This is a genomic window from Mesorhizobium sp. M0317, from assembly GCF_040321555.1.
Classification (GTDB): domain Bacteria; phylum Pseudomonadota; class Alphaproteobacteria; order Rhizobiales; family Rhizobiaceae; genus Mesorhizobium.
Window position 1 is genome coordinate 67,851 of the sequence record NZ_JAMYRV010000012.1, and the last position, 25,752, is coordinate 93,602.

At 65.4% G+C, this 25,752-nt stretch carries 23 protein-coding genes; 13 read left to right on the plus strand and 10 right to left on the minus strand.

The genetic code is table 11. The annotated features are described in order from the left end of the window. The first annotated feature begins 21 nt into the window (after positions 1-21). Complete coding sequence (locus NKI88_RS11745) at positions 22-2,571, plus strand: caspase family protein (RefSeq protein ID WP_352655233.1); 2,550 nt, start codon at positions 22-24, stop codon at positions 2,569-2,571. A 12-nt stretch (positions 2,572-2,583) separates the two neighbouring features. Beyond that, positions 2,584-2,892 (plus strand): hypothetical protein, encoded by a 309-nt coding sequence (locus NKI88_RS11750; protein WP_023689796.1) that lies wholly within the window; start codon positions 2,584-2,586, stop codon positions 2,890-2,892. A 312-nt stretch (positions 2,893-3,204) separates the two neighbouring features. Here the strand turns inward: NKI88_RS11750 and NKI88_RS11755 are convergent, their stop codons facing one another. Beyond that, on the minus strand, positions 3,205-3,825 hold the full coding sequence (locus tag NKI88_RS11755) for a TetR/AcrR family transcriptional regulator (protein WP_352655235.1): 621 nt from the start codon (positions 3,823-3,825) through the stop codon (positions 3,205-3,207). Positions 3,826-4,287: 462 nt separating this feature from the next. Here NKI88_RS11755 and NKI88_RS11760 point away from each other — a divergent pair, with 462 nt between their 5' ends. From NKI88_RS11760 to NKI88_RS11770, 3 genes are read left to right on the plus strand one after another with little or no spacing between them, the layout of a single operon-like run. Next, positions 4,288-4,782, plus strand: coding sequence for a (2Fe-2S)-binding protein (locus NKI88_RS11760; protein WP_023712507.1), 495 nt, complete (start codon positions 4,288-4,290; stop codon positions 4,780-4,782). Next, positions 4,779-5,762 (plus strand): FAD binding domain-containing protein, encoded by a 984-nt coding sequence (locus tag NKI88_RS11765; protein WP_352655237.1) that lies wholly within the window; start codon positions 4,779-4,781, stop codon positions 5,760-5,762. Before NKI88_RS11760 ends, NKI88_RS11765 begins: the two co-directional genes overlap by 4 nt. Then, positions 5,759-8,059 (plus strand): xanthine dehydrogenase family protein molybdopterin-binding subunit, encoded by a 2,301-nt coding sequence (locus NKI88_RS11770; protein WP_352655239.1) that lies wholly within the window; start codon positions 5,759-5,761, stop codon positions 8,057-8,059. The genes NKI88_RS11765 and NKI88_RS11770 overlap by 4 nt, the downstream gene beginning before the upstream one ends. 184 nt (positions 8,060-8,243) lie before the next feature. Here the strand turns inward: NKI88_RS11770 and NKI88_RS11775 are convergent, their stop codons facing one another. Continuing rightward, positions 8,244-9,254 carry a zinc-dependent alcohol dehydrogenase family protein gene (locus NKI88_RS11775; protein WP_352655241.1) on the minus strand — a complete coding sequence of 337 codons (1,011 nt, stop codon included), beginning with the start codon at positions 9,252-9,254 and terminating at the stop codon, positions 8,244-8,246. A gap of 106 nt (positions 9,255-9,360) precedes the next feature. Here NKI88_RS11775 and NKI88_RS11780 point away from each other — a divergent pair, with 106 nt between their 5' ends. Continuing rightward, the gene (locus NKI88_RS11780) at positions 9,361-10,332 is read left to right on the plus strand and encodes a LysR family transcriptional regulator (RefSeq protein WP_352655243.1); all 972 of its coding nucleotides are present in this window, start codon (positions 9,361-9,363) and stop codon (positions 10,330-10,332) included. 68 nt (positions 10,333-10,400) lie between these two features. Beyond that, positions 10,401-10,901 carry a hypothetical protein gene (locus NKI88_RS11785; protein ID WP_352655245.1) on the plus strand — a complete coding sequence of 167 codons (501 nt, stop codon included), beginning with the start codon at positions 10,401-10,403 and terminating at the stop codon, positions 10,899-10,901. A gap of 139 nt (positions 10,902-11,040) precedes the next feature. Here NKI88_RS11785 and NKI88_RS11790 read toward each other — a convergent pair whose 3' ends face one another. The 3 genes from NKI88_RS11790 to NKI88_RS11800 are packed head-to-tail and all read right to left on the minus strand — an operon-like array spanning position 11,041 to position 13,800. After that, on the minus strand, positions 11,041-11,931 hold the full coding sequence (locus NKI88_RS11790) for a ribokinase (protein WP_023730362.1): 891 nt from the start codon (positions 11,929-11,931) through the stop codon (positions 11,041-11,043). Continuing rightward, positions 11,928-12,803: a MurR/RpiR family transcriptional regulator gene (locus tag NKI88_RS11795; protein WP_023730361.1), complete on the minus strand. Its 876-nt coding sequence runs from the start codon at positions 12,801-12,803 to the stop codon at positions 11,928-11,930. The genes NKI88_RS11790 and NKI88_RS11795 overlap by 4 nt, the downstream gene beginning before the upstream one ends. 13 nt (positions 12,804-12,816) lie before the next feature. Beyond that, positions 12,817-13,800, minus strand: coding sequence for a sugar phosphate isomerase/epimerase family protein (locus NKI88_RS11800; protein ID WP_023695492.1), 984 nt, complete (start codon positions 13,798-13,800; stop codon positions 12,817-12,819). Between the two features lie 238 nt (positions 13,801-14,038). Between NKI88_RS11800 and NKI88_RS11805 the strand changes: the two genes are divergently transcribed. The 6 genes from NKI88_RS11805 to NKI88_RS11830 are packed head-to-tail and all read left to right on the plus strand — an operon-like array spanning position 14,039 to position 19,925. Beyond that, positions 14,039-14,641, plus strand: a complete 603-nt coding sequence (locus NKI88_RS11805; RefSeq protein ID WP_023703071.1) for a CDP-alcohol phosphatidyltransferase family protein — start codon at positions 14,039-14,041, stop codon at positions 14,639-14,641. 41 nt (positions 14,642-14,682) lie between these two features. Next, complete coding sequence (locus NKI88_RS11810; protein WP_031208640.1) at positions 14,683-16,464, plus strand: bifunctional alpha/beta hydrolase/class I SAM-dependent methyltransferase; 1,782 nt, start codon at positions 14,683-14,685, stop codon at positions 16,462-16,464. A 4-nt stretch (positions 16,465-16,468) separates the two neighbouring features. After that, the gene (locus NKI88_RS11815) at positions 16,469-17,839 is read left to right on the plus strand and encodes a phosphatase PAP2/dual specificity phosphatase family protein (RefSeq protein WP_352655248.1); all 1,371 of its coding nucleotides are present in this window, start codon (positions 16,469-16,471) and stop codon (positions 17,837-17,839) included. A 10-nt stretch (positions 17,840-17,849) separates the two neighbouring features. Further along, positions 17,850-18,284 carry a hypothetical protein gene (locus tag NKI88_RS11820; RefSeq protein WP_352655250.1) on the plus strand — a complete coding sequence of 145 codons (435 nt, stop codon included), beginning with the start codon at positions 17,850-17,852 and terminating at the stop codon, positions 18,282-18,284. Between the two features lie 3 nt (positions 18,285-18,287). Then, positions 18,288-18,956 (plus strand): lysophospholipid acyltransferase family protein, encoded by a 669-nt coding sequence (locus NKI88_RS11825; protein WP_023672504.1) that lies wholly within the window; start codon positions 18,288-18,290, stop codon positions 18,954-18,956. A gap of 39 nt (positions 18,957-18,995) precedes the next feature. Further along, the gene (locus NKI88_RS11830) at positions 18,996-19,925 is read left to right on the plus strand and encodes a phosphatidate cytidylyltransferase (protein ID WP_352460524.1); all 930 of its coding nucleotides are present in this window, start codon (positions 18,996-18,998) and stop codon (positions 19,923-19,925) included. Positions 19,926-19,935: 10 nt separating this feature from the next. Here the strand turns inward: NKI88_RS11830 and NKI88_RS11835 are convergent, their stop codons facing one another. The 5 genes from NKI88_RS11835 to NKI88_RS11855 all read right to left on the minus strand — a co-directional run bounded on the left by NKI88_RS11835 (position 19,936) and on the right by NKI88_RS11855 (position 25,714). Then, complete coding sequence (locus NKI88_RS11835) at positions 19,936-21,543, minus strand: FGGY-family carbohydrate kinase (RefSeq protein ID WP_023751870.1); 1,608 nt, start codon at positions 21,541-21,543, stop codon at positions 19,936-19,938. Positions 21,544-21,661: 118 nt separating this feature from the next. Then, positions 21,662-22,390, minus strand: a complete 729-nt coding sequence (locus tag NKI88_RS11840) for an SDR family oxidoreductase (protein WP_352655253.1) — start codon at positions 22,388-22,390, stop codon at positions 21,662-21,664. A gap of 27 nt (positions 22,391-22,417) precedes the next feature. Further along, the gene (locus NKI88_RS11845; RefSeq protein ID WP_352655255.1) at positions 22,418-23,677 is read right to left on the minus strand and encodes a sugar ABC transporter permease; all 1,260 of its coding nucleotides are present in this window, start codon (positions 23,675-23,677) and stop codon (positions 22,418-22,420) included. Then, positions 23,674-24,498: an ATP-binding cassette domain-containing protein gene (locus tag NKI88_RS11850; RefSeq protein WP_023695497.1), complete on the minus strand. Its 825-nt coding sequence runs from the start codon at positions 24,496-24,498 to the stop codon at positions 23,674-23,676. The genes NKI88_RS11845 and NKI88_RS11850 overlap by 4 nt, the downstream gene beginning before the upstream one ends. Before the next feature lie 151 nt (positions 24,499-24,649). After that, entirely contained in the window at positions 24,650-25,714 is a 1,065-nt protein-coding gene (locus NKI88_RS11855) for an ABC transporter substrate-binding protein (protein ID WP_023672498.1), read from the minus strand. Positions 25,715-25,752: the final 38 nt, after the last annotated feature.

Below are 25,752 nucleotides of genomic sequence, written 5' to 3' on the forward strand. Positions count from 1 at the left end.
GCCGCGACCAGGAGTTTTGTCATGCTCCGACTTTGCGGATTCATCGCGGCCTTCATCCTTGCCGGCCTCACAAGCTTTGAGGCCTGCGCCGATCGAAGGGTCGCGCTCGTCATCGGCAATTCCGATTATCGCGACATTCCGGCGCTGAAGAACCCGGCCAAGGATGCCCAGGACGTATCAGCCACGTTCCGGCTGGCGGGCTTCGAGGTTTTCGTCGCCGAGAATCTCACCAAGCAGCAGTTCGAAGGCCAGTTCCGGGACTATCTGGCCGCCGCCGACGGCGCCGATCTCGCCGTCGTCTACTATTCCGGGCACGGCTTTCAGATCGGCGGCGAGAATTTCCTGATACCGGTCGACGCCTCGTTGAAGAAGGCGGCCGATATCGAGGTCCAGGCCATCAAGCTCAACGACGTGCTGGAGCAGCTGCGCTCGAAGTCGAAGATCCAGGTGATCATCCTCGATGCCTGCCGCAACAATCCCTTCCCGCGCAACAATTACTGGCTGCGCGACCAGCTTGTCACCGCCGGCAATACCGGGCTGGCGCAGGTGCGAAGCTCGCTCAACACGCTGATTGCCTTCGCCACCGAACCAGGTGCGGTCGCCTATGACGGCAGCGGCGACCTGAGCCCGTTTTCATCGGCGTTTTCGCGGCGCGCGCTGGCGCCGAACCAGGAGATCCGCACGGTCATGTCAGCGGTGCGCCGCGATGTCGTGCAGGCCACCAACGGCATGCAGGTGCCCTGGGAAAATTCGTCGCTGATCGATGACGTGGTGCTGGTGCGCCGAAACAACCGGCCTTCGCTGCCGCCAGTGCTGGAGAAGGTAGTGCTGTCGGGGGTCGGTCCTGTCGCTCTCGGCCTGCCGGAGCCGGTCGATGTCGATGGCGGCGCTATCAGCGTCAGCATCGAACGTCCGCCAGCAATGGGCCGTCTGGTGCTGGACGGCAAAGACGTCGCGGTGGGCGAACCGATCGCCGGCAAGGACCTGCCGCGCCTGCAAATGGATGTCCCCAAAGGGGCCGCCACGCAGGACGAGGTGGATATGCTGGCCTATGCCACGCATGACAATTGGGGCGGCGGGAGCCAGGGCATACTCGTGTTCCGCGTCAAGAGCGGCGAAGGTGCGGCGGGTCAGCAGATCATGGCTTCGCTCGAGGCAGAGCAGAAGCAGCAGGTGCTGGATCGCGGCATCCACATCACCGGCGCTGCCGAAGCGATCGAGAACCGCAAGCTTGATATTCCCGTCGGCGTCGGCCCGGTCGCGCTCAATCTGGATTTCCCCACCGACGATCCGGCGGTCAGCCTGAAGGTCTCGGGGTATCCGGCAACGGGAACGCTGTCGTTGCCTGATCGAACCTTGTCGCCGCAATCCAGCCTTCTGGCCGGTGAAGTCGACCATCTCCGTTACGAGCCGCAGATCGGCGCCGGCGCGCCGGTCGAGGTCGGCTTCGAAATCCGCGCCGACAGCAGCTCGGCCAAGCCCGCGACGATGAAGCTGTCGCCGACGGTCGATGCTTGCGATACCGCCGCCGGCGAGCCTCTCGACCTGCAAGGTGTGGTGCCCGGCCTGCTGCCGAACGAGATCGGCGCCGGTGCGGTGGCGGCCTGCGAGGCCGCGGTGAAAACCTATCCCGATGTCGCCCGCTTCCGCTACGAACTCGGCCGCGCACTGCTTGCGGCCGGCAAGGTCGGCGAGGCCAGGACAGCCATCGAGAACGCCGCCAAGAAAGGCCATGTGCGCGCCGTCTTCGAACTCGGCTATCTCTACGCAACTGGCGTTGGAACAGGCGTCGATCACACGCAAGCCAACGCCCTCTACAAGGCAGCGGCCGACAAGGGCGATCCCTACGGGATGATGGCGTGGGGCCGCGCTCTGTTCAACGGCTACGGCGTCAAGCCCGATACCGGTCAGGGCTTGGACCTGCTGCTCAAGGCAGCGGCGATGGGCCACACCTATGCCATGAATGAACTCGCCTCGATCTTCACCCAGGGCCGCAACGGCGTGACAGCCGATGCAGCCCGCGCCGTTGCCTTCCTGGAGGCCGGCGTGCAGCGGCAGGACATGTATTCGATGAACCTGCTCGGCCGCAATTACCTCAACGGGCAAGGCGTCGAGAAGGACCCGAAGACGGCGCAGGCGCTGTTCCAGCAGGCCACCGATCTCGGCCAGCCCTACGCGCCGGGCAGCCTCGCGCGCATGTACAGGGATGGCGCCGGTGTGCGCCAGGACCCGGCGGAAGCGCAAAGGCTGTTCGAACTGGCGACCACGCGCGGCGATCCGTCGAGCGCCTATGACCGCGCGGCACTCGAAATGGCGAAAGGCGACAAGGCCGATCAGGCTGTCGCGGTGCGCTTCCTGGCATTCGCCGTCGCGCTCGATCTACGCAAGGAGCTTCCGGACGCCAAAAAGGGCCTGGCGCAGTTCGGGACGAAGCCGAAAACGGCAGCTTTGGACGCGCTGCGTCAAGAGCTCAAGTCGAAGATCCCCCCGTCCGGTTCGCTGGACACGCAACTGGTCAATGCGGCCCGGGGGGTCTGGGAAGAAGCCAATCCGCGTCGGGATTTGTTCTGAACAAAGGAGGCCATGGTGGGCAAGGCATTCAAGCAGACATTCATCGGGCAGATATTCATCGGGACAATTTTATCCGGGGTTCTGGCCGGGCTCATGGGCTGCACCTCGGTGTCGCCGATGTTTGAGCCGGCGCCACCGGTGAAGCATCGCAAAGTGGTTCGCATGACGCCTCAGCCAAAGGTGGTCAGATACAAGAAGGCGGCCGCCCGCAAAGTGGTGACGCCGGCCGAGGAGACACCGCAAAAGCCACCGGTGATTCCCGCCCTCGGTGGCAGCGGCGGCGCTGGCGGAGGCACGGGCAGTGGCGGCAACAGTTGGTGACGCTACTATCGTCAATCAAGGGGCGACGCCCGCCCAGCGGCCCAGCGCGTCTTGCCGGCGCTTGAGGTTCCGCCGGTCGCAGGAGCCGAAAGTCGTCAGGTACGAGGTGGCGCGTCTGTCCTCCCTAACCGGCACGAAGGGGTAGCCGGCTCCGGGTTCTTGTCAGAACCGGCAGTTTTTTTCCAGGTTTTTTGGCTTGAAGCGTCAAACGCCGCGAAATGTTCCTGCAGCGCCTGATCGACGGCGGCTCTGGTTGTAGCCACCGCATCGGGTTGGAGATGATTGCCTGGGCCGAGGTGGCGGGACCGTCCCTCACCTCGCCTTGGCAGCCCCGAACCGCAACCCGTCCATCAGCAGTTTGACCAGCCGGCGCGAGCGGTCGCGCCATTCCTTGGTGTCGGGCGCTGAATAGATGCCGCCGAGTGCATGCAGCACATCGGAGGCGTCGACGTCGCTGCGGATCGAGCCTTCCGCCACTGCCGCCTCGACCAGTTGCCGCAAGGCCAGCGACACCCGGCCCGACATGTCGGAGAACACGGCGGAATTGGTGTTGAACAGGATGCGCAGGCTGGCCGCAAGGCCGCGCTTGGTGGCGATGTAGTCGACGAAGCGCTGCATCCATTGCTCCAGCGCCACATCGGCCGAATGGTGGCTGGCGAGATCATCGGCCGCCGCGCAGAGCGCCTCGACTTCACGCCGATAGACCACCTCGACCAGATGCTCGCGGGTTGGAAAATGCCGGTAGAGCGTGCCGATGCCGACGCCCGCCTGGCGCGCGATCTCCTCCAGCGAGGCATCGACGCCGTGCTCGGCAAAGGCCGCTGCCGCAACCTCGACCAGCCGGTCGCGGTTGCGCTGCGCATCGGCGCGCAGCGGCCTTGGCGCTGCGGCTTCGCGCCTCTCGTCGGCAATTGCTTGCGACTGCTCGGTCAATTTTTTTCTCCACTGTCGAAATATGGGGGCTTGAACCCAAAGGGGTAAGCCCCCAACTGAATAAACGGAGGCGCCTCCGTTTTAGTGGAGCAGTCTTATCATATAATCAGGGGAGCCGGTATGTCACGTGTTGAGATTGTGAAGACTGAAGCGTCCCCTGCCGGCTGGAGAGTCGGGGCGGCAGAGCTGCCAATCTTCCCCCTCGTGGGGGAGATGTCCGGCAGGACAGAGGGGGGCGCTGTCCCGCCAGCCTATCAAGGCCTGACCAACACCCGCTTGGAAAAGGTCTATTTCGACGCATGTAAATCGGGAACGTCGCATTCCTTCGCGCCCCCCTCTGCCCTGCCGGGCATCTCCCCCACAAGGGGGGAGATTAGGCGCACCGTCGCCTCTTCCCTTGTCCTCTCCCACTCGGACGCCATCTCAATCCCCTAGCGTCAAGCAACTGGAGCCAGACGCCTCATGACCGACCAAACCAAATCCACCACTATCCCAATCCGTCTCACCATCAACGGACACAGTCACGAACTGCAGGTCGAGCCGCGCGTCACGCTGCTCGATGCATTGCGTGATCGCCTCGACCTGACCGGCACCAAGAAGGGTTGCGACCAGGGCCAGTGCGGCGCCTGCACGGTGCATGTCGACGGCCAGCGCGTGCTGTCCTGCCTGACGCTTGCAGCACAGGTCGAAGGCCGCGAGATCACCACCATCGAAGGATTGGCCGGCGATGACGGCACGCTCAACGCGGTTCAGGCTGCTTTCCTCGACCAGGATGCTTTCCAGTGCGGCTACTGCACGCCGGGACAGATCATGTCGGCGGTCGCCTGCATCCGCGAGGGCCATGCCGGCTCGGATGACGAGATCCGCGAATACATGGCGGGCAATCTGTGCCGCTGCGGCGCCTATCCGCACATCGTTGCCGCCGTGCGCCAGGCGGCACTGGAGGTCGCGTCATGAGGGATTTTTCCTACGTTCGCGCCCATAGCATCGACGCCGCACGCCAAGCTGCCGCCCTGCCCGGCGCCATGCTGCTTGCCGGCGGCACGACGCTGGTCGATCTCGCCAAATGCGGCGTTGCCGAACCCGACAGCCTTGTCGACATCACCCATCTCAAAGGGCTCGACGCCATCAAGGTCGACGCTGACAGTGCCATCATCGGCGCGCTGGCCAAGATGAGCCACGTCGCCGACCATGCCGAGATCAAGAGCCGCTTTCCCGCGGTCTCCGAAGCGCTGTGGCAGGCGGCTTCCGCGCAACTGCGCAACATGGCGACCATCGGCGGCAATCTGATGCAGCGCACGCGCTGCCCCTATTTCCGCGATCCCGCGAATTTTTCCGCCTGCAACAAGCGCTCGGCCGGCAGCGGCTGCTCGGCGATCGGCGGCGTCACCCGCGGCCATGCCGTGCTCGGCACCAGCGACGCCTGCATCGCCATGTATCCCGGCGATCTCGCCACCGCGCTGGTCGCCTTCGACGCCGTGGTTCATCTTGGCGAACGCCAGGTTGCCGTCGACGACTTCTTTCTCCTGCCCGGCGCCACGCCCGACAGGGAACATGCCATCCAACCGGGCGAGATGATCACCGCCATCAGCATACCGGCTTCCGGCACGGCCCGGCGTTCGACCTATCTCAAGATCCGCGACCGGCAGTCGTATGAGTTCGCGGCTGCAAGTGCCGCAGTCGGCATCGACTTCGAAGCCGATGGCCGCACCATTCGCGACCTGCGCGTCGCGCTGGGCGGCGTCGCGACGAAGCCGTGGCGGGCGCACGCCGTGGAAGCGGCGTTGACGGGCAAGGTGCTCAGCGAAGACAGGGTGCGGGCAGCCAGCTTGCTCGCCATGGAAGGGGCGATCGACCACGGCGCTAACCACTACAAGATCGAACTGGCGCCGCGCGTCGTTGCCCGCGCCATCCTCAACACGGGAGCCATGTCATGACCATTCACGACCCGAGGACACGGCACGGCGACGCTTCGGACGGCACTGCCGATCAGGTTGGCGGGCGGCTGTCGCGCGTCGACGGCCCGGCCAAGATTACCGGTGCGGCAAAATATGCCGTCGAGCAGCAGCTCGACGGGCTAACCTACGGCGTCCTGGTCGAAAGCACGATCGCATCAGGCAAGGTGCGCTCGATCGACACGTCAGCCGCCGAGGCGGCACCTGGTGTGCTCAAGGTGCTGACGCCGGACACCATCATGCCGCTGAAGACTGCATCGGACTGGTTCGGCACGCCGCCGCCGGACAAGCCCTACTGCCCGCTGGCGCGCGATATCACCTTTTCGGGCCAGCATGTCGCCGCGGTCATCGCGGAGACCTTCGAGCAGGCCGTTGCGGCAGCGGCGATGGTCAAGGTCAGCTATGACGAGACGCCGGCCATCGTCGACCTCAGCGACGCCAAGGCGGGCGACGGCATTCCGATCGCCGCCATGACCAAGGAATGGGGCGATGCGCAGGCCGCTTTCGCCGCTGCCCCGGTGCGCGTCTGCGGCGCCTATAACACGCCGCGCGAATACCAGGCGCCGATGGAGCCGCATGGCCTCATCGCCCGCTGGGAGGGCGACCGGCTGACCGTGTGGGAACCGAGCCAGTGGCTCGACGGTATGGCCCGCACCTATGCCGAATGGTTCGGCGTGCCGTTCGAAAATGTACGGCTGGTCTCGCCCTATATCGGTGGCGGCTTCGGCTCCAAGGCGCTGGCGCTCGGCCACGGCGCGGTAGCGGCTGCCGCAGCCAAGATGCTGGGACGGCCCGTGAGGGTGGTCATGACTCGGCCGCAGACTTTTACCGGCTATGGCGGCCGCGCCGCGACCCGCCAGACGGTGACGATCGGCGCCGACCGTGACGGAAAAATCCAGTCGATCGTGCATCGCGGCGTCAATGAAACGTCGATCGACGGCATGTGGGTCGAGCCGTTGGGCGTGGTCACCTCGATCATGTATGCGACGCCCAACTTCTCCTCGAAGCAGAATGTCGTGCGGGTGAATTCGGTGGTGCCCGGCGCCATGCGCGCGCCGGGCGAAAACCCTAGCGCCTTCGGCATCGAAAGCGCCATTGACGAGCTCGCCTACGAGGTCGGCATCGATCCGCTGGAGATCCGGCTGAGGAATTACGCCGAGCAGGATCCGCACGCAAAAAAGGCCTGGTCGACGCGGCAGTTGCGCGAGGCTTTCGCGGCTGGCGCCGAACGCTTCGGCTGGGCCCAGCGCACGTCCAAACCGCGTTCGATGCGCGACGGCAACCAGCTGATCGGCTGGGGCGTCGCCGCCGGCACCTACCCGGTGCGGCGCGCTTATGGCGAGGCCATCGTGCGTATCCTTGCCAACGGCTCGGTCGAGGTCGAAAGCTCCTCGATCGACATGGGCCAGGGCACCTACACGATCCTGGCGCAGACGGCGGCCGAAACGGTAGGCGTGGCGGCCGACCATGTCGTGGTGAAGCTCGGTGATTCCCGGTATCCCCGCGCCGGCGTCGCCGGCGGGTCGCGGCTGGCCGGCGTGATGACGGGCGCGGTCTACAAGGCGGCGACATCGGCGCTCGACCAGCTGGTCGGTCTGGCGATCAGCGATTCGCGCTCGCCCTTCCACGCGCTGCAGGCCAACACGCTGGTCGTCGCCAACGGCCGCATCAGGTCGCCGCGCGGCGATGGTCCCGATGTCTCGATCGCCGACCTGCTGGCCAGCGTCGGCCGCGACCGCATCGAGGCCACAGGCGACACCATGCCGGCGAACTCGACGGCCGCCGATCGCTACAAGAACTACACCACCATCGCGGCGGCATTGCCGCACACCGAGGGCGACTATTCGCGCCACTCCTGGTGCGCGCATTTCATCGAGGTGCGCGTCGACGAGGATTTCGGCACGGTGCGCGTATCGCGCGTGGTGTCGGCGCTGGATTCGGGCCGGCTCTACAACCCGAAACTCGCCGAAAGCCAGTGGAAGGGCGGCATCATCATGGGCATCGGCCAGGCGCTGCTCGAAGAAGGCATCGTCGACCGCAGGCATGGCCGCATCGTCAACAACAATCTCGGCGACTATCTGGTGCCGACCAATGCCGACATCCCCGATATCGAGGTCATCTCGGTCGGCATTCCCGACCTGCACTCTTCGGTGCTCGGCGGCAAGGGTGTCGGCGAACTGGCCATCGTCGGCGTAGCGCCAGCGATCGCCAATGCGGTGTTCCATGCGACGGGAAAAAGAGTGCGGGATTTGCCGATCACGCTGGAGAAGTTGATCTAGGAAGCGGCGTGCGTAATCTCCCCCCTTGAGGGGGAGATGTCGCCGAAGGCGACAGAGGGGGTCGCCTCTCGTAGCGCGCCCACCTCCTTCCGCCGCAGTAGGTCGAGCCCGGTCGGACCGACCCCCTCTGCCCTGCCGGGCATCTCCCCCTCAAGGGGGGAGATTGGCTGCTCGCGCGCCTCGGCTACCAGTCGAGCTTGAACGCAAGCTTGCCGAAATGCTGCCCGCCTGCCGCCATGTGCGCGTAGGCTTCGGCCGCCTGCTCCTGGCTGAACACCTTGTCGACGACCGGGTCGATGCGGGCGGCGGCGATGGCGCGGACGGCGGCGCGAAGGTCAGATACCGACCCGGTGTTATTGCCGACCACCTTCAGCGCCTTGATGATGATCGGCAGCAGGTCGACCGTGGCCTCGGCGCCGGTGACGAAACCGATGGTGAACAGCGTGCCGCCAGGCGCGGTGGCGTTGACGGCGCGGGCGAAGGTGGCGGTGCCGGCGGTCTCGACGACGAGGTCGGCGCCGAGGCCGCCGGTCAGTTCCAGCACCTTGCCGTCCCAGTCGGGTGTCGCGCGGTAGTTGATGAGATGATCGGCGCCGAGTGCCTTCGCCCGCCCCAGCTTCTTGTCAGACGAAGAAGTGATGATGACGGTGGCGCCGGCGGCTTTCGCCAGCTGCAGGGTGAAGATGGAGACGCCGCCGGTGCCGAGCAGCACGACGACCGAGCCCGGCCCGACTTCGGCGGCGCGGACGGCGTTCCAGGCGGGGGTCCCGGCGATCGGCAGCGTCGACGCCGCCTCGAAGGAGAGACGAGCCGGTACCGGCACGAGCGAGTTGGCCGGCAGCGCGACATATTCGGCGAGCGACCCCGGCAGCGAAATTCCGCGCATCTGTGTCATCTCGTTAGGCCGGGGCGGACCGCCGATCCAGCGCGGCTTGGCATGGGCAACGACGCGATCGCCGACGGCGAAATCCGTAACGCCCTCCCCCAGCGCGACGATCTCGCCGGCGCCGTCGGCGACGGGAATGAGCGGAAAGCCGGGCACGCGATAATTGCCGCTGGCCACCGCCACATCGACGAAATTCAGGCTCGCGGCGCGCTGGCGGATCAGCACTTCGCCGCGCTGCGGTTCAGGCGTGGCAATGGTGGTGGCGCGAAAGGCGTCCAGTTTGGCGGCGGTCAGTTCGATGGCTTTCATGGCTCACGCATTCCTGTTTAAGGGGTCAATCGTCAGGATTGAGTGAAGCTATCTGCTGCGCTACAAGCAGATAATCCGGAATTTTTACATTTGAGTCCTGTGCTTTATGCAGCAATCACACGACCCCGCCAGCCTTGCCGAAATGGCCGCCTTTGCGGCCATCACCGAAGCGCGCTCCTTCACCAAGGCAGCGTTGCGCGTCGGGCGCGACTCGACGGTTCTGTCACGCCGCCTGCAATCGCTGGAGCAGCGGCTCGGCGTGCGGCTGCTGCACCGGACCACCCGAAGCGTATCGTTGACGGAGGCGGGAGCGGAGTTCCTGGTACGCGTCCGCGCCATCCTGGCCTCGGTGGACGAAGCCGAGGCTGCTGCTTCCGCGCATGCCAGCGGGACGCCGCGCGGCTTGCTGCGGCTGGCGCTGCCGGGAACCTTTGGGCGTATGTGGATCGGGCCGCTGTTGCCGCACTTTCTAGCGACGTTCCCGGATGTCCGCATCGAGGCCGAGTTCTCCAACCGGTTCGTCGATCTCGTTGCAGAGAACTTCGATGTCGCCGTCCGTCTCGGCGCGCTGGAGGACTCGCGCCTGGTGGCGCGCAAGATCGCGACACGGCGGCGGTTGCTGTGCGCTGCTCCCTCCTACCTCGCCCGCAGGGGCGCGCCGGAAGCGCCGGAAGCGCTGACCGAACACGCCTGCCTCGGCTTCTCCGGCTTCCAGACCTTTCCCACCTGGGAGATGACCGACAGTTCGGGCCGCCGCGTTAACGTCGAAGTCTCGGGGCCGATGGTTTGCGACGATGCCGAAGTGCTGGTCGAAGCCGCGGTGCAAGGCCTCGGCCTGATGATGAGCACCGATTGGCTGGTCGGGCGCGAACTCGCCGACGGACGGCTGGTGCCGTTGCTGGAGGACTGGACGCTGGCCGACGAAGGCGCTGTCTATGTCGTCATGCCCTCGGCCAGGGGACAAGCCGCCAAGACACGCGCCTTCGCCGACTGGATCGGTAAGCGCTTCGCGCCGGAGCCGCCCTGGACGTCGAGGCCGGTCTCAAAGGCTTGCTCAATGGGGCGCGCCGGGGGCTAAGACGGCATGCCGCTGTCACCAGGCCCTTTGTCCTGTATGATCTCGTTGATGTAGCTTGGGAGGGGATCATGCAAAGTGCATTGGCGAAGTTCATCATGGCAAGTTCCGTTCTGGCCGCGCTGCAAGCCGCGCAGCCGGCTTTTGCCGCGTCCTGCAACTGGAGCGCCAAGATGGAAGAAGACGAAGGCGGCAGCGTGCTGACGGCTTCGGTGTGCGGCGGACCGAAGGCCGATGCGCATCTGATGCTCGTCTGTTTCGACAAGCCGGTGCTGAGCTACGATCTGGGTGCGGCCGGCCAGCAGCTGGAGCCCGGCATCAGCGCTTCCTTCACCTTCAAGGGCGGTGACAAGAGCGTGACCAAAAAGCTCGACCTCGAGGCCATGTATAATTACTTCACGGCTGAGCTGAGCAAAGACGATCCACTGCTCGGCCTGTTGCGCGGCAAGGGCGACGTCACGGTTACGGCCGACAAATATGGCGGGAACAGCTTTCCGCTGACCGGCTCGAGCGCGGCCATCGGCAAGGTGCTGACGCAGTGCGGCAAAGGTTCGGCCGGCGACGCGGACTGAAGCTCCCTACTTTCGACCACGCAGCTTGGTCCCCGCCTCCGTCAGGGCAAAGCCAAGCAGGTTCTCGCCGCGCCCGGTTTGCCGTTTCGCTCATCGACGGGGGCACGGGTTTTGGAGGCGCAACATGCGGCCTGAGTTTTCAACGCGAGCTGCGCTCTCCCTCCGGAGTCGCCACCAGCGAGGCGGCGGCGGCATTGGCGGTGGCAATCGCCGCTTCCACCGGATGGCCACGCGCGAGGCCTGCCGCGAAGGCGCCGACGAATTCGTCGCCGGCGCCATGGGTGCTGACGACTTTTACCGGAATGGCCGCCAGCGCGAAGGCCGCGCCGATCCGGTCGCAATAGGCGACACCTTCGCCGCCGGCGGTGACGATCGCCGAGGGGTAGGTATCGATCAGCCGCCGCGCGGCTTCGGTTGCGCCGGCGAGCGTATCGACGACCGGAACGCCGGCCAAAAATTCCGCTTCGATGGCGTTGACGATGACGATGTCTATCAGCGCGGTCAATTCGGCCGACAGTGTTCGCGCCGGTGCGGCGTTGAGCACGACGCGGCCTCCGGATGCCCTCACCGCGCGCGCGGCAGCGATGTTGGCGGCATCGGGCACTTCGTTCTGCAGCAACAGCACTGCCGTCTGTACCACCACCTCGCCCGCAGCCGCGATGTCATCACTGCCCAGGGTGAGATTGCTGCCGGAGACGATCACCGCACCATAGTCGCCATCGCTGTCGAAGATCGCCACGCTGATGCCGGAGCCTGCGCCTGCCGCCACGCGCACGAAGCGGCGATCAACGCCGGCGCGATCGAGATTGGCCAGCAGCGCCGTGCCGAAATCGTCGTCGCCGACGGCGCCGATCATCGCCGCACGCACGCCGGCGCGTGCCGCCGAGACCGCCTGGTTGCCGCCCTTGCCGCCGCATTTCGGCTGCCAGGCATGGCCGGTCACAGTCTCGCCCTTGCGCGGACGGTCGGGCGCGTCGACCATGATGTCGTAGTGCAGGCTGCCGAAGACGGTGACCAGCGGAACCGTCATGTGCCCCGGTCTTTTCGTTTCGAGGTGACCGCCGACATGGTGCGGCCGAGATTGCGCTCCGCCGCCTGGTAGTCGCGCTGCGCCACCGCCACGAACAAAGCGTCGAGGATGTTGAGTTGCGCGATGCGCGCCGCTGCGTTTTCGCCCATCAGCGGCGAGCCTTGCGCGGTCGAGCACAGCACGATGTCGGCAATCCGGGCCAGCGGCGAGTTGTCGTAGTTGGTGATGGCCAGCGTGCGGGCGCCGCTCTTGCGGGCAAGATGGATGGCGTCGATGACGGCCGACGTGTTGCCGGAATGCGAAAAGCCGACGGCGATGTCGTCGGCGCCGAGCAGCGAGGCCGACATCAGCATCATGTGCGAGTCGTCATAGACAGACGCGCGGATGCCGATGCGCAGGAATTTGTGCGAGACGTCGCGGGCGATCTGGGCGGAGCCGCCGACACCATAGAAATCGCGGTTCCTGGCGCGGTAGAGCAGATCGGCGGCACGGTCGAAATCGTCCATGTCGAGGATCGCGAGCGTCTCCTCCAGCGCCTGGATCGAGGTGCGGAACACTTTCTGCACGATCTCGGCCGAGCTGTCGTCGACCGACAGTTCCTGGTGCATCTCGGCGGTCGGGAGGCGGCTGTATTCATAGACGGCGGTGCGGAAGTCGCGGTAGCCGGAGAAGCCGAGTTTCTTGGCGATCTTGACCACCATCGCCTCCGACACGCCGGCCTCCTCGGCGATCTGCTTGAGCGGAATGGTCTCGTCGAAACCGCGCCGGCCGAAGACGGTTTCCACCACCTTGGCCTCAAGCGGGGTGAGATGCGGCATCATCATGCGGATGCGCGGCCCCACGGCTTTCAGATCGAGATTGCTCAACGTCATCCACGTCCCCTCGTCACGACCCGAGCATGGCTTCCTGGACGATAGCCTGCGACGTCACGGCGTCCTGGCTGTCCATGGCGGCGGACAGGCGGTTATCCTTCTCCAGCCGGTCGACAACGCGCAGCAGGCGCTTGACGGTGGCGATGTTGACTTCGCATTCGCGCACCGGATCGAGCCCGGTCATGTCGGGGAAGGTGTCGAAGTAGATGGCGCCGGCGTAGCCGTCGCGGCGGATCTGGCGCAGCAGTTCGATGGTCTGCAGCGTGTGCACCGCGCCGACCATCAGGCCGTCGTCGCGCTTGGCATAGCCATCGTTGAGATGGACGCCGAGCAGCTTGCTGTGGCGAGCGATCAGCGCCGCGGCGAAGGCCGGCTGTTCGTCGGCATAGAGCACATGGGCGAAATCGAGCGTGACGCCGAGAGTGGGTAGGCCGACCTCGCGGATCGCCAGCAAGGTGGTCGCCGCATCCGGCATCAGCGAGTAGGAGCGCGGTTCGTTAGGCTTGTACTCCAGGCTGATCTGGCAGCCGGGATCATGCGCGGCAACTTCACGAATCCCCTCGATTTCGTGCTGCCAGAGCGTCGCATAGTCAGTTTGAAATGCATAGTCGAAGCCATCCTGGCCCAGCCACAGCGTCATCAGACTGGCGCCGGCCGCGCGCACCGCATCGATACCGGCCTTGGTCAAGTCGATGGCTTCGCGGCGCACCGCCGGGTCCGGATTGGTGAAGGCGCCGAGCTTGAAGGCCGGATTGGAGTAGTAACGCATGGCAAAGCCATTGATGGAAAGCCCGAAATCACCGAGCTTTCGGGCGATTTCAGCCGGCTTTTCACTGACATGGTCGGGGAAATTAAGATCAAGGTCGGTCAGCCCGTCGACCTTGGCCGCGCGGGCTGCCATCTGCAGCATGGACGGCTTGCCGGTAAGATCAGGCCATTCGGCTTGCGGCCGCGAGGCGAAGGAATTCAGGCGGGTGGCGAAGCGACTGTTTGTCATGATGGACCTTTCAGTGATTTACTTCATATAAATACGAATATTTGTAAAGTTCTCATTTGCGAGGCGGTTTGTAGCGCGCAACATCCTGCTTGGCCGAGATCTTCGGCTGCGCCTCTGCATCCATGCCGGGAGTTTCGAATCCCGCAACGGTGCGGATGCTGGTGCAAGCCCTTGCGCCCTGCCTGCCGATTGACCAATCTCGCCGACACTGTCATGAGCCGCGGTTGGGGGATCGCACATGCCAACGCTTTATCAACTGAAACCGGCCTTTCAGGCCAGGCTGCGGCCGCTGGCCGACCGGCTGGCCGATGCCGGCGTCACCGCCAACCAGATCACGCTTCTCGCCGCCGCGCTCTCCATCGCCACCGGCCTGGTGGTCGCGGCCTTTGCCTACCATCCCCTGGTTTTCCTGTTGATGCCGGTGGTGCTGTTCGTGCGCATGGCGCTCAACGCCATTGACGGGATGCTGGCCAGGGAACATGGGCAAGCATCAAAACTCGGCATGTTTCTCAACGAACTCTGCGACGTCGTCTCGGACCTGGCGCTGATCCTGGCCTTTGCCACCTTGTTCCCGGCCTGGGGTGTCGTCGCCTTCGCTATTACCGCCATGCTTGTCGAGTTCGCCGGCGTGCTTGGCGTTGCCGCAGGCAGCGGGCGCAACTATGCCGGGCCGTTCGGCAAGAGCGACCGAGCCCTGGTGCTCGGCGTCATCGGCTTTCTCCTCGCTTGCGGCCTGTGGGTGGCGGGGATCGCGCCATTTGTGTTTCCGATCATGGCTACACTGTCGGGGATAACCGCCATCAACCGGATACGCAGCGGCCTTAGAGCGGGCGGCACCTGATGCCAAAGCGTCAGGCACCCGACCGCCAGAGGGAAACCATGATCCACCAGACCATCGCCGCCCTAGCACCGGCAAGCCTCGAGCGCATCGCGCAGGAGCGCACGTTCAAGAGCCATGACGGCACCGAGATCTTCTACCGCTACTGGCCGGCCGCCGGGTCGGCGCCAAAGGGTGCGATCCTGCTGTTCCATCGCGGCCACGAGCATGGCGGCCGCATGGCGCATCTGGTCGACGAGCTCGCCATGCCCGACCATGCCTTCTACGCCTGGGACGCCCGCGGCAATGGCCGATCGGCCGGCGAGCGCGGCTATGCGCCGTCCTTTGCCGCCCTGGTGCGTGATATCGACTGCCTGGTGCGCGAGATCGGCCGGGATGGTTTTGGCCAGCGCGACATCGCGCTGATCGCGCAGTCCTTCGGCGCCGTGCTGGCTGCTGCCTGGGTGCATGACTATGCGCCCGACATCCGCGCGCTGGTGGTGGCTTCACCGGCCTTTTCGGTCAAGCTCTACGTGCCCTTCGCCAAGGAGGGCATTGCGCTGTGGCAGAAGCTCAAGGGCCGCTTCTTCGTCAATTCCTACGTCAAGGCGAAGTTCCTGACGCATGATGCCGAGCGCATCGCTTCCTTCGACGCCGATCCGCTGATCACGCGACCGATCGCCTCCAACATCCTGGTCGAGCTTTACGACCACGCTGCCCGCATCGTCTCGGACGCGCGCGCCATCACCGCGCCGACGCAGCTCTTGATCTCCGGCAGCGATTGGGTGGTGCGGCATGGACCGCAGCACGAGTTCTTCGTCAATCTCGGCAGCAGCGCCAAGGAGCGGCATGTGCTGCCCGGCTTCTTCCACGACACGCTGGGCGAGCGCGATCGCCAGCAGGCGCTGGACCTGATCCGGCCATTCCTCGAAAAGCAATTTGCCACGCCGGGGAGAACCATCGACTTGCTTCAGGCCGACCGCGCCGGCTACACCCGCGACGAGGCCGAGAGGCTCGCCTCGCCGCTGACGCTGCTGTCGCCCAAGGGTATTTTCTGGGCGATGAGTCGCGCCTCGATCCGCATGGGCGCCTGGCTGTCTTCGGGCATGAAGATCGGCATCGCCACCGGCTTCGATTCCGGCTCGACGCTCGACTATGTCTACGAGAACGATGCGCGCGGCACCGGCTTCATCGGCCGCATGGTCGACCGCACCTTCCTCGACGCCATCGGCTGGCGCGGCATCCGCCAGCGCAAGCTGCATCTGGAAGAGCTGATCGGCAACGCCGCCGCCAGCCTGAAGGCAGCCGGCCGTCCCGTCCACATGCTCGACATCGCCGCCGGTCACGGCCGCTATGTGCTCGATGCCGTCGCCAAATGCACTGAACCACCAGCAAGCGTGCGGCTGCAGGATTATTCCGAGCTCAATGTCGGGTTGGGTTCGAAGCTGATCGCCGAGCGGCGTCTGCCGACCAGCGTCAGCTTCCACCAGGCCGACGCCTTCGATGCCGACATGCTGGCCGGGCAAAAGCCGGCGCCGGACCTCGCCATCGTCTCCGGGCTTTACGAATTGTTCGCCGACAACACGATGATTTCCCGCTCGCTCGGCGGGCTGGCCAGCGCCATGCAGTCCGGCAGCCTGCTCGTCTACACCAACCAGCCATGGCATCCGCAGCTGGAGATGATCGCGCGCAGCCTGACCTCGCATCGCGGCGGCCAGGCCTGGGTGATGCGGCGGCGCACGCAGGGCGAGATGGACCAGTTGGTGACGGCTGCCGGTTTCGAAAAGATCGACCAGCGCATCGACCAATGGGGCATCTTCACCGTCTCGGTCGCACGGCGCGTCTGAGACCATGGCCCTGCCTGTCGCTGACCCTGCCCCGGCGCGGGAACCCTATTTGGGCATCGTGCTGAGGGCAGCCCTTTGGCTGGCGCTGCTGGCGCCATTCTTCTATTCGACCTATGGCTTTGCCAACTGGCTGGCGTCGCGGCGCGACCATGTCGGCAGCATCGTGTTTGCCTGGGAATACGCCATCCCGTTCGTCGCCTGGACGATCGTGCCCTATTGGTCGATCAATCTGTTCTACGGCCTATCGCTGCTGCTCAACACGACCAGGCGCGGCGTCGACCGGCTCGCCGGCCGCTATCTCTCGGCGCAGATCATTGCCGTCGCCTGCTTCATCGCGTTCCCGCTGACGGCGACCTTCGTGCGGCCGGAAACCACCGGCCTGCCGGGTTTCCTGTTTGCGGTGCTCGGTGGTTTCGACAAGCCGTTCAACCAGGCGCCATCCCTGCACATCGCACTCCTGGTGATCATCTGGGACCATTGGCGTCACGTTCTGGCACGTCACCGTCTCGGCGGCATTCTCCGCCCGGTCTGGCACGTCTGGTGTTTTCTCATCGGCGCCTCGGTGCTGACGACCTGGCAGCATCATTTCATCGACATTCCGACCGGCGCCCTGCTCGGCCTGTTTGCGCTGTGGCTGTTTCCGTCCAAGGGCGAGCTGCCATTCTGGGGTTTTCGGTTGACCGCCGACCCAAGGGCGCGGCGGCTGGCGGGTTATTACGGGCTGGGGGCGGCCCTTGCCCTGGCCGGCGCTGCCGAGGGCGCGTTGGTCTCCGCCGATTTTCTCATCCTGTTGTGGCCGGCATTGGCGCTGGCCATCGTCGCCTTCGGCTATGCTGGAGCCGGCGCCAAAGTGTTCCAGAAGGCAGCCGATGGTAGCGTCTCACTGGCCAACCGTATCCTGCTCCTGCCCTACCGGCTTGGCGCCCGGATCAATGTGTGGGTATGGACCCGCCAACTGGCGCCGCAAGTGGAGATCACCGACGGTGTTTTCCTCGGCCGGTTTCCGAGTGACGACGAGGCCAACCGCTTCGGCACAGTGATCGACCTTGCCGGCGAGATGGAACGGCCGCGCGGCGTGACCTGCCGCTGGATCAGCTACGCGATGCTCGACCTCGTGGCGCCGCCTCACGACAGGCTGGAGCGAGCGGTGGCGGCGATCGAGCTGGCGCGCCGGCGCGGCACCGTCCTGGTCTGCTGCGCGCTCGGCTTCCAGCGCAGTTCGGCCATCGTCGCCGACTGGCTGGTGGTGACGGGGCGCTCACACACAGCTGCACAGGCGCGCAAGAAACTCGCCGCGTCGGGCAGGCCCGTGCACCTTCAGATCGGGCTGGATGAACCGGGGCTGAAAGAACCGGGGCTGGAAGAACCGACATGAGTTGGCCGGCATGAGTGGCGACAATTTTCCCGAGAAGGCCGAAATATTCGCCGCCGGGCTGATGGTGCAGGCGGTGTGGCCGATTCTGCTCGTGGTGGCGGCTGTGATGGCAGCGCCGGTCATCGGCCTGGTGGCCGCGCCGCAGACGACAGCGCCGTCGGCGGCGGCCTGGCTGGTCGCGGCGGCGAGCGCCGTGGCCACGCTGGTTCTTTCGGCCTTGCTTTTGTTCGACGCGCTGCTGTTCCGGCTGATGGCAGGCCACGCCAGCGAGGCCGCCGGCGGTGCCGCGGTCGACGACGTCCTGACGCGCATGCGCCTGAAGCCCACCGCTGCCGGCGGCCGCTCGCTCGACCGTCGCATGGCAGGCACGCGCCGCCTGCTGACAAGGCAGCGCATTGCGCTCGCCATGTTTGCTGCGGCATCCCTTTTCGCAGCATTTGTTTGAGCCATGACAAAACTTCACCTGCGCGCCAACACCTTCACCTTGCTGCAGACGGTGACGTCGGTCGGCCTGTCGGCGGCGGCCTGGGTGGTAACCGGCGTCAGACCAATCTGGAACGGCAGCCAGCCGTCGGAGCGGCAGCGCATCTACTTCGCCAACCATGCCAGCCATGGTGATTTCATCCTGCTGTCGGCTTGTCTGAGCGAGAAAGTGCGCGCCCGCACCCATGCGATCGCGGCGGCCGAATATTGGGGCAAGTCGCGGCTGCGCCGCTTCATCGCGCAGGACATGCTGTCGTCCGTGCTCATCCACCGGCAGTGGACCGACGAAACGCAACACCCGATCTCGATCATGCTGTCGGTGCTCGACGACGGCCACTCGCTGATCCTGTTTCCCGAAGGCACTCGCAACACGACGGAGGCGGATCTGCTGCCGTTCCGCTCCGGCCTCTACAATCTGTCGATGGCGCGGCCGGATGTCGAACTCATCCCGTGCTGGATCGAGAACATGTCGCGCGTGCTGCCCAAGGGCCAGTTCCTACCGGTGCCGCTTTTGTGCCGCGTCGTCTTCGGTCCGCCGGTGGCGATCGCGCCCGGCGAAGAACGCCGCACCTTCCTCGAGCGCGCGCGCCAGACGCTGCTGTCGCTCAACCCGCGTCCCGATCGGGACCACTAGCATGACCAGGCAAAGAGACTTCGTATGACACTGCCGCCAATGCATGAAACCGTCATCCTGCTGGCCGGCCTGATCTGCGTGCTGACCATGGCGAGCATCGTTGCCGGTATCCTCTCATGGCGGGCGCCGAAGCCGCTGCCCTCGACGCTCGTCAACTTGAACCAGCGCATCAACGCCTGGTGGGTGATGGTGCTGGCGATCACCGTCGCGTTCTTCTTCGGCCGCACCGGCATGACCATCCTGTTTGCGCTGATCTCGTTTGCCGCGCTGCGCGAGTTCGTGACGCTGACGCACAGCCGGCGCAGCGACCACTGGGTGCTGCTCGGCATGTTCGGCATCATCATTCCCTTCCAGTACTGGCTGGTGTGGACCGCCTGGTACGGGCTCTTCACCATTTTCATCCCCGTCTACTGCTTCCTCTTGATGCCGGCGATCACCGCGCTCAACGGCGACACCGAGCGCTTCCTCGAGCGGGTGTCGGCGCAGCAATGGGCGGTCATGATCTCGGTCTACTGCGTCAGCCATGTGCCGGCGCTGCTGACGCTCAACGTGCCCGGTTTCGAGGGCCGCAACCTCCTGCTCATCGCCTTCCTGATCATCACCGTGCAAGGCAGCGACGTGCTGCAATACATTTTCGGCAAGCTGTTCGGCCGGCATCTTCTGTCGCCGTCCGTTTCGCCATCAAAGACTTGGGAAGGGCTGATCGGCGGGCTGGTGTCATCGAGCCTGCTCGGCGCGCTGCTGTCGTTCCTGACGCCGTTCTCGCCGCTCGCGGCGGCAGGCGTCGCCTTCATCGCCTGCCTGATGGGGTTCCTCGGCGGGCTGGTGGCGTCGGCGATCAAGCGCGACCAGGGCGTCAAGGACTGGGGTCACCTGATCGAGGGTCACGGCGGCATGATGGACCGCGCCGACAGCCTGGTCTTCGCCGCACCGGTGTTCTTCCACATCGTCCGCTATTTCTGGACGTGAGCCAAGCCGTTCAATCGCGGATGGCGCGGCCTGCCTGCTGCAGCAATTCGAAGGCGGCGAAGCGCTTGTCGTGCCAGGGCACGAGGTCGCCACCGGCCGGGCGATAGATGTCGCCGATGCGCGACATGCCGGTCATCGCCGCGATCACATCGGGATATTTTTGCGCCGCCACCGCCGCCAATATGGCCGAGCCGAGCAGCACCGGTTCGGGCGAGGTCGAACCGGCGACGGTCAGCCCCGTCGTGTCGGCCAAAAGCTGACGTACCAGCTCGCTTTGCGCCGCACCGCCGCTGACGACGATAGTGTCGATGGCAATGCCTTTTTTGGCCATCGCCGCCAGGATCTGGCGAACGCCGTAGCCGATGCCCAGCAGGCCGCCGACATAGAGGGCGACCAGACTGTCGAGGGACGTGTCCATGCCAAGCCCGGCGATCAGGGCCTTGGACTCGGGATCGGCGAAGGGCGAGCGGTTGCCGAGGAATTCCGGCACGACATGCAGTCTCCCGGCCAGGTGCGCTACGGCGGACAGGTCGGCGGACTGCTTCGCCGCCTGCTGACCAAGCCAAGCGGTCAGGCCGAGACCTTCCGCCTTGGCTTTTGCGGATGCCTCAGCCGTGGCCGGATGGAAAGCGACGAGGTGGTCGATTGCAGCACCCGCCGCCGATTGCCCGCCTTCATTGAGCCAAAGCCCCGGCACCATCGAGGAAAAATACGGACCCCAGACGCCGGGCACGAAGGCCGGCTCGCTGGTGCTGGCCATGGTGCAGGCCGAAGTGCCGAACACATAGGCCATGCGCGACTGCAAGGTGCCGACCGAGCCCTGCCCGCCAACCGTGCCGACGCCGCCGGCATGGGCATCGATCAGGCCGGCCGCAACCGGCGTTCCCGGCAGCAGGCCGAGATCGGCCGCGGCGGCCTCAGTGAGGCCTTGGGCAAGTGCCGTGCCACCCTCGACGATTTCGGTGCCGATGCGGGCAAAGCCTTCATCGGCGAGCGCGCCGAGGCCGATGGCACGGAAATAGGCATCGTCCCAGCGCCGCTCATGACCGAGATAGGTCCATTTGCAGGTCAGCGTGCAGATCGAGCGCGCCAGGCTGCCGGTTGAGCGCCAGGTCAGATAGTCCGTCAGGTCGAAGAAATGCTCGGCCGCATCGAAGGTGGCGGGCAGGTTCTCGCGCAGCCACAGCAGCTTCGGCGTTTCCATTTCCGGCGAGATGGTGCCGCCGACATAGTCGAGCACGGCGTGCTTGCCGGCATTGATGCGCTGCGCCTGGTCGAGCGCGCGGTGATCCATCCAGACGATGATGTTGCGCTGGCTGTCGCCGGAACTGCCGGCCGGCAACGGCGCGCCATCCTGGCCGACCACGACCAGCGAACAGGTGGCGTCGAAGCCAATGCCGGCAATGTCGCGCCCGGCGAGCCCCGACTTGGTCACGGCTTCACGCACGCTGGCGCACACCGCGCGCCAGATATCCTCGCTCGACTGCTCGGCGATCTCACCGGGTTCGATAAACAGTGCGATGTCACGCTTCGCCGAGGCGAGCATGGTGCCCTTGCTGTCGAACACCCCTGCCCTGGCGCTGCCAGTGCCGACATCGATGCCGAGGAAGTGGGACATGGGGAACCTCAGAAGTTAGGCAGTAGGCAGTAGGCAGTAGGCAGTAGGCAGTAGGCGAGATGGTCAGCAGTGAACGGCCAGTTGCAAGAGCCTCTCCCATTCCCTAATGCCTACTGCCTCACAAATCATTGCTCTGCGGCAGGATCACCAGGTCCCGGATGGTGACGTTCCGTGGCCTAGTCAGCATGAACAGCACGGCTTCGGCGACCTCGACCGGTTGAATCAGGCCGCCCTTGGCCAGTTCATCCTCAAGCTTGTCCTTCGGCCAGTCGCTGATCAGCGCTGTCACCACCGGCCCCGGCTGCACCGCGCCGACGCGCAGGCGGTGCGGGGCGACCTGCCGGCGCACCGTGTGGACGAAGGCCTGCACGGCATGCTTGGATGCCGTATAGATCGGCTCCCAGACCACCGGCACCAGTCCGGCGATCGAAGACGTCACGATGATGTCGCCGGTCTTTCGTTCGACCATATGCGGAAGCACGGCGTGTATGGAACGGAACACCGCGTTGATGTTGAGGTTCAGCATGCGGTCCCACACATCGGGGTCGCCTTCGAGCACCGGGCCTCCGACATAGGCGCCGGCATTGGCGTGGAAGATATCGAGTTGGCCGGCCTTGTCCAGGATTTGCGGCATCATCGTCGCGACGCTGGCCGGCTCCATCAGATCGATCACCAGCGGGATCGCGTTGGGACCGAGTTCGGTGCAGACGCCTTTCAGCGCGTCTTCGGCGCGGTCAACAAGCACGACGCGGGCGCCCGCGGCGATCAGCGCCCTGGCGCATTCCAGGCCTATGCCCGACGCGGCGCCGGTGATCGCCGCGACTTTTCCACTCAAATCCTGAGCCATTCTTCTATCCTCGTATTCTCTGTTGGTTCAGGCGCGGCCGTGGGAAACCCGCGAGCGGCGTGCCAGGGAGTCGACGATGACCGCAATCGCCAGAACGGCGCCGGTGATCATGTAGCGAAGCGACGATGACAGATCGAGCAAGGTCAGCCCGCTGGCGATCGACTGGATGACGATGATCCCGAGCAGCGCGGAATAGGCGCTGCCACGGCCGCCAAACAGGCTGGTGCCGCCTATGACCGCCGCCGCAATGGCGTTGAGGTTGACGTCGCCGGTGCCGGCCTGCTGGCTGGCGGAGGCCAGCCGCGCCGCCGACAGGACGCCGCCGAGGGCGGCAAACATCGAGCACATGACGAAGGCGCTGAGGTAGATCGAGCGCACCTTGATGCCGGCCCGGCGCGCCGCTTCGCGGTTGCCGCCGACGGCGGTCATCGAGCGGCCCCATTGGGTGCGGGTCAGCGCATAGTTCATCGCCACCACCAGGCCGACGAACAGGCCGAACATCCACGGTATGCCGCGCGCCTGGTTGAGATAACCGACGATCAGTTCGAGCAGGATGGTCAGGGCGGCGACGCGCACGATGAGGCCGCCGACAGACCGCGCCGACAAATTGACGGCCCGGCGGCGGCTGACGGTGCGCAGGCCGGCGATCAGCATGACAATGCCGGGCAATGCCGCCAGTGCATAGGACAGCCAGTCCGGCATGACCAGCAACTGGCCGAAATTCACCAGGTTCGAGCCATAGGGCAGATTGATCGAGCCGGTGGAGCCCAGAATATACAGCTGCAGGCCCAGCACGGCGAGCAAGCCGGCCAGCGTCGAGACGAAACTCGGCATGCCGAGCCGGTTGAACAGCAAGGCATAGAGCGCGCCGATGAAGCCGCCGACGGCGATCGCGGCGAGGATGGCGAGCGCCACCGGCCAGCCCTGGTTGACCCACAGCGTGCCGACCATGGCCGAAGCAAAGCCGCTGATCGAGCCGACCGACAGGTCGATCTCACCGACCATCAGCACACAGACGATACCGAGCGCGATGACGCCGACGGTCGAGCAGTCGAACAGGAGATTGACCAGATTGCTCGACGAGACGAAGACCGGATTGAGGGCAGTGAACACGCTCCAGATGATGACCAGTCCGACAATCACCGGCAGCGAGCCGAGGTCGCCGGAGCGGACGCGGTCGAAGAAGGCGCTGATGGCGCCACCAACGCCGGCCTGGTGCTTGACGCGGACGTCGCTGCGGTCGAGCGCCGTCGACGAGGAGGTGTCCTGCTTGGGCTCCGCGCTCATGGCCGCTGCTCCTGATTGTTCGCTTGTTCGGCGGCCTTGCGCCGTTCGGCGCGGCGCGACACTGCATTGTTGGCGGCGCCGGTGATGGCGCTGACCAGTTCCTGGTTCGAGGCGTCGGGTTCGAAGACGCCGTTGTTGCGGCCGAGCCTGAGCACCACGATGCGATCGGCGACGGCGCGCACGTCCTCCATATTGTGACTGATCATCAGCACGCCGAGCCCACGTTCGCGCACCCGGTCGATGAGGTTCAGCACTTCCGCCGTCTGGGCGACGCCAAGCGCGGCGGTCGGCTCGTCGAGGAGGATGACCTTGGGGTCGAGCAGCAGCGAGCGGGCGATCGCCACCGTCTGGCGCTGGCCGCCGGACAGCGAGGCGACCGCCTCGCGGACGCTTGGAATACGCGCCGACAATTCGTTGAGCAGCGTCCAGGCGCGAATTTCCATCGCCACCTCGTCCAGCCGCAGCGGGTTGAGCTCCTTGCCGAGAAAGATGTTGGCTACGACGTCCAGGTTTTCGCACAGCGCCAGATCCTGGAAAACGGTGGCGATGCCGAGCGTCAGCGCGGCGCTCGGGTCGGGCATCGTCACTTGCCTGCCGCGGAAATTGATGGTGCCCGAGCTCGGCTGGTGGACGCCGGCCAGAATCTTGACCAGCGTCGACTTGCCGGCGCCATTGTCGCCGACCAGCGCCACCACCTCGCCGGCATGGACATCGAGATCGATATCGGTGAGCGCCGAAACGGCGCCGAAATTCTTCGAGATGCCGCGCAGGCTGAGCACCAGCTCGCCTGCCGAAACCGGTCCGTCAGAGATGTCAGACATGGTGGCAAACCTTTCCGGATGGACGGTCAAGAGTGACTGCGAACTTCCGGCCGCCGCACGGGCGGCCGGAAAGCAGGATCAGGATTCTAGGTCATCCTTTTATGCATGTCTTATCCCAAAACCGCTGCGCGATTTTGGGCGACCTGCATTGTCACTTTGTGATGCCGAGCTTCTTGCAGCCTTCGGCATAGCGGTCGACGCAGAGCTCTTCGGCGGTGTTGATCTTCTTGTCGATGATCTCGGCCTTGAGGTTTTCCTGCGTCACCACCGCCGGCGTGAACAGCTGCGATGGGGTGTCGTAGAGGGTCATTTCGGCCTTCGGCGTCTCGCCCGACAGAAGCTGGACGGCGACGTTGGCGGCAGCCGCCGCAACGATCTCGCTCGGCTTGGAGATGGTGTTGTACTGATCGCCGGCGATGATCAGCTGCAGTGCGGCGATCGTCGCGTCGTTGCCGGTCACCGGCGGTACCGGATCGACACCGGCGGCCTTGAAGGCGGCGATGGCGCCACCACCGGTGCCGTCATTGGCCGCAACGACGCCGACGATCTGCGTGGAGAAGCGGGTGATCTGGCCGCTTGCCCATTGCTGCGCCTTCGGCGGCGCCCATTCCGGCGTGTCGTATTCGGCAAGGATCTTGTAGCCGCTGTTGTCGAGGCTGGAATGGATGCCCTTCTTGATCAGCCCGGCGGCCGCGTCGGTCGGCGATCCGTTGATCTGCAGCAGGCCGCCGCTGGCGGGGTCGACCTTCAGCGCCTTGAGGTGTTCGACGAGCGAGTCGGCAATGGCCTTGCCGATGCCTTCATTGTTGAACGAGACGTAGAAGTCGGCAGGTGCGGTCGGGATCGGGCGATCATAGGCGATGACCTTGACGCCCTGGCTCTGCGCCAGCTTGACCAGCGAGGCGGCGGCGGTCGAGTCGACAGGGTCAAGCACGATCGCCTTGGCGCCTTGCGAGATCACCGAGTTGAACTGCTGCTGCTGGCGCGAGGCGTCGGCATCGGCGTTCTGATAGATCACCTTGCAGCCGGGGCAGAGTTTTTTCATCTCGGCGACGAAGCCGGGATAGTCGTGCTGCTCGTAGCGCGTCGAGGCCTGGTCGGGCATCAAGAAGGCGACCGTGGCGTCGGTAACCGGGGCGGCAAAGGCAGCGGTGCCGCCAAGAAGAGAAAGAGTGAGCGCGATGGCTCCCGTCGATTTCCAGGCAAATCTGGTCATTTCGATAGCTCCGTTTCAAGGAATGGTTTCATGAAGCC